The sequence below is a fragment of the Streptomyces sp. NBC_01429 genome (assembly GCF_036231945.1).
GTDB lineage: Bacteria > Actinomycetota > Actinomycetes > Streptomycetales > Streptomycetaceae > Streptomyces.
In genome coordinates this window covers 2100375-2112772 of record NZ_CP109599.1, presented here as the reverse complement: position 1 = coordinate 2112772, position 12398 = coordinate 2100375, and the positions used below count along the sequence as shown (strand labels likewise).

Annotated in this window: 9 protein-coding genes; 7 read left to right on the top strand and 2 right to left on the bottom strand. The window is 73.2% G+C overall.

The features are described from left to right. Window positions 1-16 precede the first annotated feature (16 nt). From OG627_RS08690 to OG627_RS08660, 7 genes are all read left to right on the top strand, one after another. Entirely contained in the window at window positions 17-1270 is a 1254-nt protein-coding gene (locus OG627_RS08690; RefSeq protein ID WP_329063082.1) for an SLC13 family permease, read from the top strand. A gap of 58 nt (window positions 1271-1328) precedes the next feature. Continuing rightward, window positions 1329-1817: a universal stress protein gene (locus tag OG627_RS08685; protein WP_329072497.1), complete on the top strand. Its 489-nt coding sequence runs from the start codon at window positions 1329-1331 to the stop codon at window positions 1815-1817. 112 nt (window positions 1818-1929) lie between these two features. Then, window positions 1930-4089, top strand: coding sequence for a phosphocholine-specific phospholipase C (locus tag OG627_RS08680; protein ID WP_329063080.1), 2160 nt, complete (start codon window positions 1930-1932; stop codon window positions 4087-4089). Between the two features lie 163 nt (window positions 4090-4252). Continuing rightward, complete coding sequence (locus tag OG627_RS08675; protein WP_329063079.1) at window positions 4253-6484, top strand: MMPL family transporter; 2232 nt, start codon at window positions 4253-4255, stop codon at window positions 6482-6484. Between the two features lie 105 nt (window positions 6485-6589). Next, window positions 6590-7231 carry a hypothetical protein gene (locus OG627_RS08670; RefSeq protein WP_329063077.1) on the top strand — a complete coding sequence of 214 codons (642 nt, stop codon included), beginning with the start codon at window positions 6590-6592 and terminating at the stop codon, window positions 7229-7231. A gap of 171 nt (window positions 7232-7402) precedes the next feature. Continuing rightward, window positions 7403-7588, top strand: a complete 186-nt coding sequence (locus tag OG627_RS08665) for a hypothetical protein (RefSeq protein WP_329063075.1) — start codon at window positions 7403-7405, stop codon at window positions 7586-7588. 41 nt (window positions 7589-7629) lie between these two features. Further along, a complete protein-coding gene (locus OG627_RS08660) occupies window positions 7630-10710 on the top strand; it encodes a helix-turn-helix transcriptional regulator (protein WP_329063073.1) in 3081 nt (1026 codons plus the stop codon). Window positions 10711-10742: 32 nt separating this feature from the next. Here OG627_RS08660 and OG627_RS08655 read toward each other — a convergent pair whose 3' ends face one another. Further along, window positions 10743-11045, bottom strand: coding sequence for a DUF6191 domain-containing protein (locus OG627_RS08655; RefSeq protein WP_443073612.1), 303 nt, complete (start codon window positions 11043-11045; stop codon window positions 10743-10745). A 61-nt stretch (window positions 11046-11106) separates the two neighbouring features. Further along, window positions 11107-12273: a PQQ-dependent sugar dehydrogenase gene (locus OG627_RS08650; protein ID WP_329063069.1), complete on the bottom strand. Its 1167-nt coding sequence runs from the start codon at window positions 12271-12273 to the stop codon at window positions 11107-11109. Between the last annotated feature and the right edge of the window lie 125 nt (window positions 12274-12398).

Here is a 12398-nt window from a genome sequence, read left to right as displayed (position 1 = left end):
CTGATATTCCTGTCGAGTGAATACCATCGCCGCCGAGATCGTCTCCGTCGGGCTGCTGCTCGGCGTGCTGGCGTTCGCGGTCGTCCGGCCGCGCGGCCTGCCCGAGGCCGTCGCCGCCGTCCCCGCCGCGCTGCTGGTCATCGTCCTGGGCGCGGTCTCGCCCGCGGACGCCTGGGAGCAGACCCGTACCCTGCTGCCGGTCGTCGTCTTCCTCGCGGCCGTGCTGGTGCTGGCGCAGCTCTGCGCCGAGGAGGGGCTGTTCGCCGCCGCCGGCGATCTGGTGGCCCGGGTCTGCGGCGGCAGACCGCGCCGGCTGCTCGGCGGGGTGTTCGCGGTCGCCGCCGTCATCACCGCCGTACTGAGCCTGGACGCCACCGTCGTGCTGCTCACCCCGGTGGTCTTCGCCACGGCCGCCCGGGTCGGCGCGCGGCCCCGGCCGCACGTCTACGCCTGTACGCACCTCGCGAACTCCGCGTCCCTGCTGCTGCCCGTCTCCAATCTCACCAACCTGCTGGCCTTCACCGCGAGCGGGCTCTCCTTCACCCGGTTCGCCGTACTGATGGCGCTGCCGTGGCTGGCGGCGATCGCCGTCGAGTACGTCGTCTTCCGCCGCTTCTTCGCCGCCGATCTGGCCGCCGGGGCGCATGCGCCGAGGACGGACGAGCGGCAGCCGCTGCCGGTGTTCACGCTGGTCGTGCTGGGGCTGACCCTGGCGGGGTTCGTGGTCACCTCGTTCGCCGGGATCGAGCCGCTGTGGGCGGCCGTCGCCGGCGCCGCCGTGCTGGCCGCACGGGCGCTGCGGCGCCGCCGTACGACCGTCACGGGGCTGGTCAGGGCCGCCTCCCCGCTCTTCTGCCTGTTCGTCCTGGCGCTCGGCGTCGTCGTCAAGGCGGTCGTGGACAACGGTCTGGACAGCGGGATCGGATGGCTGCTGCCGGACAGCTCCTCGCTGCTCTCCCTGCTCGCCATCGCCGCGATCGCCGCCGTCCTGGCCAACGCGATCAACAACCTCCCGGCGATCCTGGCGCTGCTGCCGGTGGTCGCGCCCGCCGGACCCGGGCCGGTGCTGGCGGCGCTGATCGGCGTCAACCTCGGCCCGAACCTGACGTACGTCGGGTCGCTGGCCACCCTGCTGTGGCGGCGCATCCTCCACGAGCACGACAGCGAGGCCGAACTCGGCCACTTCACCCGGCTCGGCCTGCTGACCGTGCCCGCCACGCTGGTGGTGTCTACGGTGGCTTTGTGGGGCACGCTGCGACTGATCGGATGACGACCGGAGGCTGAGCGCCGTGACCGTACCCGTACCGGTACCGCCGTCGAGTGACCCGATGCCCGGTCCGGAGCCCGGCGAGGCGGCCGGCGCGCGGACCACGGTGGTCGTGTGGATCATCGAATCCACCTGGCCCGCCTGCGTGGACGCGGCCCGCGCCCGCGCCCCGCACGACGACGTGGTGCTCCTCCATGTGGGCGACGACGAGGTGGTCGCCGCCGCGCACCGCGCCTACGCCGGACTCCTCGGCCGCGGCCACCGCCCGGACCGCGACCCGGGCGCGCGCCTGGAAGCCCTCGCTGGTCCGGCCGCCGCCGACCTGCTGGAGGCCGCCGCGCACCGGCTGGGACGGCCCTGCGAACTCCTCGAACACCACGGCCGGGTGGAGCACGAGGTGGTACGGGCGGCGGCCGGCGCGGACCTGCTGATCTGCGCCCGCGACGGTGAACCCGACCGTCCCGGGCCGCACAGCCTCGGCAGGGCCACCCGCTTCGTGGTCGACCACGCCGCGTGCCCGGTCCTGCTGGTGTGGCCGTACGGCGAGTAGCCCGGGGTGGCGTGCGTACGGAGCACGCGCCCTCGTTCCCTCCGGGGGCGTTCACCAGGCCGACGTCCGGCGGTCTTCCCACTGCCACCCGCCGTCACTACCGTCCCGTGACATGTCACCGGAGATTTCGCGCAGAAGAATGCTCACTCTCGGCTCCGGCGCCCTGGGCGCGGCGGCGGTGGGGTCGGTGCTGCCGCCGTCCCTGCGGACGGCGCTCGCCGCCGAGCCCGCGCCCGGCGGGATGGACGCGATCAGGCACGTGGTGATCCTGATGCAGGAGAACCGTTCGTTCGACCACTACTTCGGCACGCTGCGCGGGGTCCGCGGCTTCGGTGACCGCAACGCCGTCGAACTGCCCTCGGGGAAGCCCGTCTTCGCCCAGCCCGGCCCGTCGGCCCCCGTCCTGCCGTTCCCCGTACGGGACGCCGCCGAGGCGCAGCGCAAGGATCTCCAGTACATCGGGGCCCTCGACCACTCCTGGGACGGCGGCGCCACGGCCTGGCACGACGGGTGGATGGACCGCTGGGTCTCCGCCAAGACCGCCGCCACCATGGCGTACTACGACCGGCGCGACCTCCCGCTCCACTACGAGCTGGCCGACACCTTCACGGTCTGCGACGCGTACCACTCGTCCGTCCACTCCTCGACGAGCCCCAACCGCAACCACCTGTGGAGCGGCTGGACCGGCTTCGAGGCCGACGGGCGGCGGGCCGTGGGCAACGACGCGTACGAGGAGGACACCCACCCGGGCTATCCCTGGCCGACCTACGCCGAGCGCCTGGAGAAGGCGGGCCGCAGCTGGCGGACGTACACCGAGTGGGAGAACTTCACCGACAACAACATCGAGTTCTTCACCGTCTTCAAGGACATCGCCCGCAAGGCGCTCAGCAGGGCGCGGGAGCTGCCGGGTCAGCCCGGGGCCGCCGGATTCACCTATATGGAGGCGTTCTACGCCGCCGTGCGCGAGACCAGCGACCCGCAGGCGCGCGGACGGCTGCTGGCCGCGCTGGAGGAGGGCGTCGCGACGCTGACCGCGCACGAGCGTTCGCTCTTCGAGCGCGGGCTGCGGCGCGTGGAGAGCGGCACGCTGGCCGAGCGGTTCCGCGCCGATGTGGCGGCGGGGACGCTGCCCGAGGTGTCGTACCTGGTGCCGCCGGCGGTCGACTCGGAGCATCCCGGCTCCTCGTCGCCGGTCGCCAGCGCCGGTCTCGTCTACCAGGTGCTCGACGCGCTCGGCGCGCACCCGGAGGTCTGGCGGCACACCGTCGTACTGATCAACTACGACGAGAACGACGGCTTCTTCGACCATGTGCCGCCGCCCGTCGCGCCCGTGGACGACCCCGACGAGCGCTGGGAGGGACGGCGGACCGGGCTCGGCATGCGGGTCCCGCTGCTGGTCGTCTCGCCCTGGACGGTCGGCGGCCATGTCTGCTCGCAGGTCTTCGACCACACCTCGGTCATCCGCTTCCTGGAGCGGTGGACGGGGGTGGGCGAGCCGAACATCACCCCGTGGCGGCGCGCCGTCACCGGCGATCTGACCTCTGCCTTCGACTTCGCCGGAGGCCGGCCCCAGCCCGAGGTGGAACAGCCCGCGAGCGTGCCGCCGTTCACCGGCCGCTGGCTGCCCGTCCCCCCGGCCGAGCAGCGGATGCCCGTCCAGGAGCCCGGCGTACGCCCGGCCAGAGCGCTGCCGTACCAGACCGACGCGTACGGCCGGATCGGCGCGGACGGCCGCGCGTTCGAGGTCGTGCTCAGGAATACGGGGCGCGCGAGCGCGCACTTCGCGCTCTACCCGTACGCCGCGGAGTTCGAGATTCCGCAGCACCGCGATGTAAGGGGCACGGCGCAATGGACGGTGCCCCTTACCGGCCGCGGCGGACCGGAGCGCGACGGCTACCGCTTCACCATCACCGGACCGAACGGCTTCCGCCGCGAGTTCGCCGGGCCCGTGACCGGTCACGGCGCCGAGGTCTCCTCAGCGGTCGACCACCACGACCGCGATCTGCGTCTCACGCTGCGCAACCGGGGCGAGCGGCCCCTCACCTTCACCGTGCGCCCCCTCGGCTATGGGGACGAAGCCGACCTGGACGGCTGGACCCGGCGGATCACGGTCAAGCCGGGCCGCCGCCGCGACCTCGTGCACTCGGCCGCCGACGCGCACGGCTGGTACGACATCGAGGTCACCGCGGACGGCGCCGACGACGCGTCCGTTCCCTTCCGCCGCCGCCTCATGGGACACATCGAGAACGGACGGGCGAGCGTATCCGGTTGACGGCCTCTCCGTTATTCCGGAATGCCACTGTGAGTAACCCCACGAAGCGGACAAACGATCATTATATGCTGCGACAGTAGCTCTCCGTAGGTCACGCGTTCTTCGCGGGCTCCTCCCGACGGGCTGTTCCCGATGAAGACCCACCGATCCAGGGAGCGGTCCGTTGGCAGCCCTCGCACGCTGGTGCGTCCACCACCGGCTCCTCGCCGTGCTCCTCTGGCTGTTCGCGCTCGGCGGCGTCTCGACGGCCGCCATGGTGACGGGTTCCGCGTACTCCAACGACTACGAGGTGCCCGGCACCGAGTCCGGCGAGGCCACCCGGCTCCTCGACAGCGGATTCCCCGGTCTGGGCGGCGACAGCGACACCATCGTCTGGCACACCGGCGAGGGTGACACGCCCGGGAGCCGGCCGTACGGGTCGGTGCGCGCGACCGAGGTCGAGCTGCGGACCGGCGAGATGCTCGGCAAGGTGGCGAAGCTGCCGGGCATCGCGTCCGTCGTCAGTCCGTACTCCGCCGAGGGCCAGGAACAGATCAGCGCCGACGGACGGACGGCCTACGCGCGCGTGACGTTCGACCGGCCGGCCGACGCCGTTCCCGAGGCGGCGGCCCGCGCGCTGGTCGACACCGCGAAGGCCGCCGTCGCGCCGGGTCTCGACGTCGAACTCGGCGGCAGCGCCGTCGCGCTCACCGAATCCAGCACCGGGCACCTCGCCGAGGCCGTGGGCGTGGCCGTCGCCGCCGTCGTGCTCTTCCTCGCCTTCGGCTCGCTCGCGGCCAGCCTGCTGCCCATCGCGACCGCTCTCGTCCCGGTCGGCACGGCGTACGCGGGCATCGTGCTGCTCGGCCAGGTGATGACGGTCGCCGACTTCGCGCCGATGCTCGGGCTGCTGATCGGGCTCGGCGTCGGCATCGACTACGCGCTGTTCATCGTCACCCGCCACCGCAAGGGCCTGAAACGCGGCCTGAGCGTCCCCGAGGCCGCCGCCGAAGCCGTCGCGACCACCGGCAGGGCCGTCGTCTTCGCCGGGGCCACGGTCTGTATCGCCCTGCTCGGCATGCTGATACTGCGGCTGAACTTCCTGAACGGCGTCGCGGTCGCCGCCTCGCTCACGGTCGTCCTCACCGTCGCCGCCTCCGTGACCCTGCTGCCGGCCCTGCTGTCCTTCATCGGTACGCGCGCGCTGAGCCGCCGCGAGCGCGCGCGGCTCGCGGCGCGGGGGCCCGCCACCGAACAGCCGACCGGCTTCGCCGTGCGCTGGTCGCTCATCGTCGAGCGCCGTCCTCAACTGCTCGGCGCCGTCGCCGCCGTGGTGATGCTCGTCCTGGCCCTTCCCACGTTCTCGCTCCGGCTCGGCACCTCCGACCAGGGCAACAACCCGGCCACGGCCACCACCCGCAAGGCGTACGACCTGCTCGCCGACGGCTTCGGCCCCGGCGTCAACGGTCCGCTCACCCTGGTCGCGCGGCTCGACGGCGCGGACGACCGGCTCGCCATGGACCAGCTGCCCGACACCCTGCGCCGGACCGAGGGCGTCGCCTCGGTCGGCCCGATCGTGTTCAACGGCAGCGGTGACCGGGCGCTGCTCACCGTCGTACCGGACTCGGCGCCCCAGGCGCGGCACACCAGCGAGCTGGTCGACCGCCTCCGTACAGAGGTGCTGCCCGGCAACGGGAGCGGCACCACACTGAAGGTGTACGTCGGCGGGGTCACCGCGAGCTACGACGACTTCGCCGCGATCATCGTCGGCAAGCTCCCGCTCTTCGTCGGCGTGGTCATCGCCCTCGGCTGTCTGCTTCTGCTGCTCGCCTTCCGGTCCGTGGGTATCCCGCTGAAGGCCGCGCTGATGAATGTCGCCGCCGTCGCCTCGTCCTTCGGGATCGTGGTCGCGATCTTCCAGTGGGGATGGGGGAGCGAGCTGCTGGGACTGGGCAGCGCGGGCCCCATCGAGCCCTTCCTGCCCGTGATCATGGTCTCGGTCCTCTTCGGGCTCTCCATGGACTACCAGGTCTTCCTGGTCAGCCGGATGTACGAGGAGTGGCTGGAGACGGGCGACAACCGGCGGGCCGTACGGGTCGGGCTCGCCGAGACCGGCCGGGTGATCAACTCGGCGGCGGTCATCATGATCTCGGTCTTCCTGGCCTTCGTCCTCAGCGGGGACCGGGTCATCGCGATGTTCGGCATCGGGCTGGCGGCGGCCGTGGCGCTGGACGCCTTCGTCCTCCGTACCCTCCTGGTCCCCGCCCTGATGCATCTGCTCGGCGGCGCCAACTGGTGGCTGCCGCGCCGGGTGGACCGCTGGCTGCCGAGGATCAGCATCGAAGCGCCCGGGCGCCGTCCCCGGGCCAGGATTCCCGAGGCGCGCGAGCGCGCGGAGACTCCGCTCGTACGGTGAGAGCGGGCGGGAGAGCGGGCGGGGGAGCGGGCGGGCCGGCCGCGCGCGGGTCCGGGATCCGGAGTTCTCAGAAAGCTCTCAGACGCGGCCCCTAGCGTGCGCCGTATGAACCCCACACCCGAGACCGAGACCCCCGAACAGACGACGGCCGACGCGACCGACACGAAGGACACGAAGCCTCCGGCCACGGACCTGTCCAAGGAGACGGCCGACGGGACGGCCGAGGACCCGGCCACCAAGGACGCCGCCCCGGCGGACAGCCCCACCGGTCCGGCCCCGGCCCCGGCCGCCGACGGCACCGACGACAACGACTACACCGACGATGACGATGACGACGACGCGGCGGACGACGCCGCCACCGCCGGCTCCTCCGGCCTCGGCTCCGCCGCGGCGGCCGTCCTCGCCGTCTGCCTCGGCATCGTCGCCCTCACCGGGACCTGGAGCAGCCGGGTCCTCGGCGAGCGCCAGGGGCTCGTCGGACAGCTCAAGACCGGCCAGTCCGCCACCGCCGAGCAGCAGATCTCCGCGATCTACGGCGACGCCTGGCACCTCACCGCCCTGGTCAACGGCGGCGTCGCGCTGGTGGCGCTGATCGTCGGCGCGATCGTGCTCGCGCTGCCGCGGCCCCGTACCGCCTGGGTGCGCCCCTTCGCGCTGGCCGGTGCCGTCCTCGGCCTCCTCGGACTGCTCATGTCCCTCGGCATGTACTTCGACCTCTTCGCCGCCCTGCCGACCACCGCCTCCTGACCGAGGCGCCTCCTCTGAGGAGGCCCTTGGTCGCCGGGCCTTAGACCAGGCACTGTTTCTAAGGCCCGGGGCCCCGCGAACATGCGGCACACTCCCGATGCGGCCCCACCCCCTGGGAGACGAAGGTGAAGGCATCGGCACGATGCCGCACCGTTTCGTCAGGGGGACACCATGTACGGGTACGAACTCCACAAGATCCGCGAGGCCGAACTCATCCGCGCCGCCGACAACCAGCGCCTCGTACGGCAGGTGCGCAGGGCCCGCGGACAGGCCCGGCGCACAGCGCGGCGAGCGGCAGACAAGGCCCCGGAGGGGCAGGTGAGCCCGCTCCTCCACCGGCCGCGCCACACCACGTGAGCCGGTCGAAAACGAGTGCCGCGCTGTCCGACCCCTGTGCGATGCTCGGCACCGTGGAGACCAGGTCAGTCAGCCCGGTGTTCGTCGGCAGGACCGACGAACTGACCGTGCTCACCGAAGCGCTCGCCCGCGCCACCGCGGGCGAGCCGCAGGCGTTGCTCATCGGCGGCGAGGCGGGGGTCGGCAAGACCCGGCTCGTCGAGGAGCTGCACGAGAGGGCGTGCCGGGAGAAGGCCGTCGTGGCGATCGGCGGCTGTGTCGAGATCGGCGCGGACGGACTGCCGTTCGCGCCCTTCTCCACCGCGCTGCGCTCCCTGCGCCGCCGGCTGCCCGACGAGCTGATCGCGGCGGCCGACGGCCAGGAGGACGAGCTGGCCCGCATCCTGCCCGAGCTGGGCCGCTCCGACCGGGGCGCGCTCGACGAAGACGGCACCGCGCGCCTCTTCGAGCTGACCGCGCGGCTGCTGGAGCGGCTCGCGACGGACCGTACGGTGGTGCTCGTCCTGGAGGATCTGCACTGGGCGGACGCCTCCACCCGCCACCTCCTCGCCTATCTCTTCCGCGCCCTGCGCCGCGGCCGGATCGTCGTGCTCGGCACCTACCGCGCCGACGACATCCACCGCCGCCACCCGCTGCGCCCGCTCCTCGCCGAGCTGGACCGGCTGAGATCCGTCCGGCGCGTCGAGCTGCCCCGCTTCAACCGCGCCGAGGTACGCAGCCAGCTCACCGGGATCCTCGACGGCGAGCCCGACCCCGGCGTGCTCGACCGCATCTTCGAACGCTCCGACGGCAACGCGTTCTTCGTGGAGGAGCTGGCCTGCTCCCTCGGGACCGGCCGCGGCACCGGGCTGAGCGACTCGCTGCGCGATCTGCTGCTCGTCAGGGTCGAGGCGCTGCCCGAGGACGCCCAGCGGGTCGCCAGGATCGTCGCCGAGGGCGGCACCACCGTCGAGTACCCGCTGCTGCTGGCCGTCGCCCGGCTCGCTGAGGACGATCTCATCGAGGCGCTGCGCGCCGCCGTCGGCGCCAACATCCTGCTGCCCACCCCGGACGGCGACGGCTACCGCTTCCGGCACTCCCTGGTGCGCGAGGCGGTCAGCGACGACCTGCTGCCCGGCGAGCGGTCCCGGCTCAACCGCCGCTTCGCCGAAGTACTGGAGGCCGACCCCCGGCTCGTACGGGCCGACGAGCGCACCACCCGTCTCGCCAGCCACTGGTACCACGCGCACGACCCGGCGAAGGCCCTTCCCGTCGTGCTGCGCGCCTCCGTGGAGGCCAGGGAGCGCTACGCCCACGCCGAGCAACTGAGGCTGCTCGAACGGGCCATGGAGCTGTGGGACAGCGCGCCCGCCGAGGTGCGCGGCACCCTGCGCCCGCCGGACGACCTGGACGCGTACCCGGCCTGCGGAAGCCGGCCCGACAACTCCCCGCTGAGCTTTCTGGACCTGATGGCGGAGGCGACGGACGCCGCCCGCGTCGGCGGCGAGCACGAACGGGCCCTGGCGATCTCGAAGAAGGCCCTGCGGATCCTCGACGGCGAGGAGGGCGGCCGCGATCCGCTGCGCGCCGCGTGGTTCTGGATCCAGCGCTCCCGGCTGAACCAGCAGCTGTCCCGGGGCGACGGCTGGTCCGAACTGGGCACCGCCCAGGAGCTGGTGCGCGGCCTGCGGCCGTCCGCCGTCCACGCGGAGGTCCTCGCGGCGGTCGCCGCCTGGGGCGCCCTGCACCGGCCGGGGCCCGAGAGCCTGGCCGCCGCCGACCGCGCCGTGGAGTACGCGCGGCTCGTCGGAGCCGAACACACCGAGCTGCACGCCCGCCTCACCCGGGGCTGGCTCACCGCCGACGCCGGCGGTCCCGGCGAGGGCATCGCCGAGATGTACGCGGTCCGCGACCGGGCCGTCGAGCTGGACGCCGTCGGGATCGTGGGGCGCGCCAGCATCAATCTGCCCTCCACGCTGGAGACCCAGGGGCGGTCCGAGGAGGCGGTGGCCGTCGCCGAGCAGGGCGTGACCTTCAGCCATCAGCGCGGACTCGCCGACACGGAGGTATGGGTCCGCCACAATCTGGCCCACTCCCTCTTCTCCCTCGGCCGCTGGTCCGAGGCGGACGCCGTCCTCGACGCGGCGGCGGATCTCGCCCAGTCCCAGAAGGCGCGCGGACTCGTCGCCGACCGCCGCGCCGAACTCGCGCTGGTACGGGGCGACTTCGACGAGGCGGGGCGGCAGGTGGCGCTGGCCCGCGCATTCTTCGGCACCCACGACTTCCAGCCGCAGCACCACATACCGCCGACCCGGCTCGCCATGTCCCTGGCCGCGCGCCGGGGCGCGCTGGCCGAGGCCAGGGCCGAATTCGAGCGGACTACCGGCCACGGCTTCCCGCCCGGCACCCAGCAGCACGCGCTGCCCCTGCTCTGCGCGGCGGCGTCGATGGAGGCGGACGCCCGGGGGCTGCCGGACGCGGACGCGGGCCGGACGGCGGTCCTCGCGGCCGTACGGACCCACGGGAAGCGGCTGCCGACCCTGGTGCCCGTCTGGCGGGCGTACGGACTGCTGCTGGAGGCGGAGCTGGCCCGCGCGGAAGGCGGAGCGGCACCGGAGGGGTGGGCGCGCGCCGTCGCGGCCTTCGAGGAGACCGCGCGCCCCTACGAGCTGGCCCTCGTCCGGCTGCGGCTGGCGGCGGCCCTGCTCGACTCCCACGCGGAGCGCTCCGAGGCCGCGCGGCCGCTGCTCCTCGCCCACGCCACCGCCACCGCGCTCGGCGCGCGCCCCCTCGCCGAGGAGATCGCACTGCTCGCGGGCCGGGCGCGCATCAGCCTCTCGACGGCCCCCGGCGCCGCCCGGCACCCGGATCCGGGCGGCGCCGGACCAGCCGCGGACCCGCGGCCGGCGGCCGCCGGAGAAGCGCAGCCCGACCCGGTCCGCGCCCTGGGGCTGACGCCGCGCGAGCGGGACGTCCTGCGGCTGGTCGCCGCGGGCCACAGCAACCGCCGTATCGCCGAGGAGCTGTACATCTCGCCCAAGACCGCCAGCGTCCACGTGTCGAACATCCTGGCGAAGCTCGGGGTCTCGGGGCGTACGGAGGCGGCGGCCCTCGCCCATCGGCTGCGCCTCTTCCAGCCCTGAGAGGCTCGGCCGGGAGAGATGCCCGGAGAGGTTCAGCCCCGGGACGTCTTTCGCCCGGCCCCGCCGCCGGACTCCGGCTCTGCTCCCGCCTCGGTCCCGGCCCCGGATTCCTCGGCACCGGAATGCCCGGCGTCGGGATGCTCAGCGCCGGACTCCTCGGCCACGGACTCCTCGGCCACGGATTCCTCCGGGACTCTTATCGTGACCTTCCCCGAGGTCAGGTCTATCGGGCCCCGGCCCGGATCGTTGGGGTCCACGTCGACCCGGCTCAGCTCCAGCCGCTTCTGCTCGTCATGGGTGTGTTTGCGGCCCGGTGCGAAGATCTCCTCGAACATGTTGAACACGGACAGTTGCCCCTTTCTCGCTCTCGGCTCCCGGTCGCGCGTTCCCGTGCCGCTACCCGACCTCCAGCTGGAGGATCCTGTCGTCCCCCGGCTTCGGGTCGCCCCGGCCGTCCGTATCACTGGTCGTCAGCCACACGGTGCCGCCGCTCGCGGCGAGCACCGTACGCAGGCGCCCGTACTTCCCCTTCAGGAACGCCTGCGGAGCCGCCGCGGATTCCCGGCCCGCCAGCGGAACGCGCCAGAGCCGCTCGCCGCGCAGCGCCGCCATCCACAAGGAGCCCTCCGCGAACGCCAGCCCGCTCGGCGAAGCGTCCCTGGGCGCCCACTCCTCCACCGGGTCCACGAACCCGGCGGACGTGCCGCCCCTGCCCTCCACATCCGGCCAGCCGTAGTTCTTCCCCGGCTCGATCAGATTCAGCTCGTCCCACTTGTCCTGACCGAATTCCGAGGCCCACAGCCGCCCCTCGGCGTCCCAGGCCAGACCCTGCACATCGCGGTGGCCCAGGGAATAGACCACCGAGTCCGCCTCCGGGTTGCCGTGCACGGGCTGTCCGTCCGGAGTCATCCGCAGGATCTTCCCGCCCAGCGACTCCTTGTCCTGGGCGAGTGCCGGATCACCCGCCTCACCCGTCCCCGCGTACAGCATCTTGTCCGGGCCGAAGGCGATCCGGCCGCCGTTGTGGATGGTCCCCTTCGGAATGCCGCGCAGCACCGTGTCGGGGGCGCCCAACTGCTGCCCGGCCGGCTTCTTCTCGTCGTACAGCATGCGGGCGACGCGGTTGTCCGAAGCGGTGGTGAAGTACGCGTACACCAGGTGGTCCGAGGCGTACGTGGGGGAGAGCGCGATCCCCAGCAGGCCGCCCTCGCCGGCGGGCGCGACCCCGGGCACCGAGCCGATCGTGATCTTCCTCCCGCGCTTGCCGTCCCGTACCCCGACGCGGGTGATCGTCCCGTCGTCGCGCGAGGAGACCAGGAGATCGCCGTCGGGCAGTTCGGCCAGCCCCCAGGGCGTCTTCAGGCCCTGGGCCAGAGTGGACACCACCTTCACCGAGCCCTTCGCCGGCGCGGCCGACGGACTCGGCCGCCCGTCCTCGGACGGTGTGGCGGCCGGACTCGACGCCGGGCTCCGGCCGAGATCCGGGGCGCGGTCGGACGAGCATCCGGTGGCCACGAGAAGCGCCGCCGCGGCACACACGGCCGTCACTGCTGAACGGTGCACGGTTCGGGTTCCCTTTCGACGAGACGGACAGGACGAACGGAGGACAGCCACGTACAGCCACGCGCGGCCACGTACAGCCGCCCCGGAAGGCACGCACGGACGTGACCGACCGTTTCTCCCCCTGC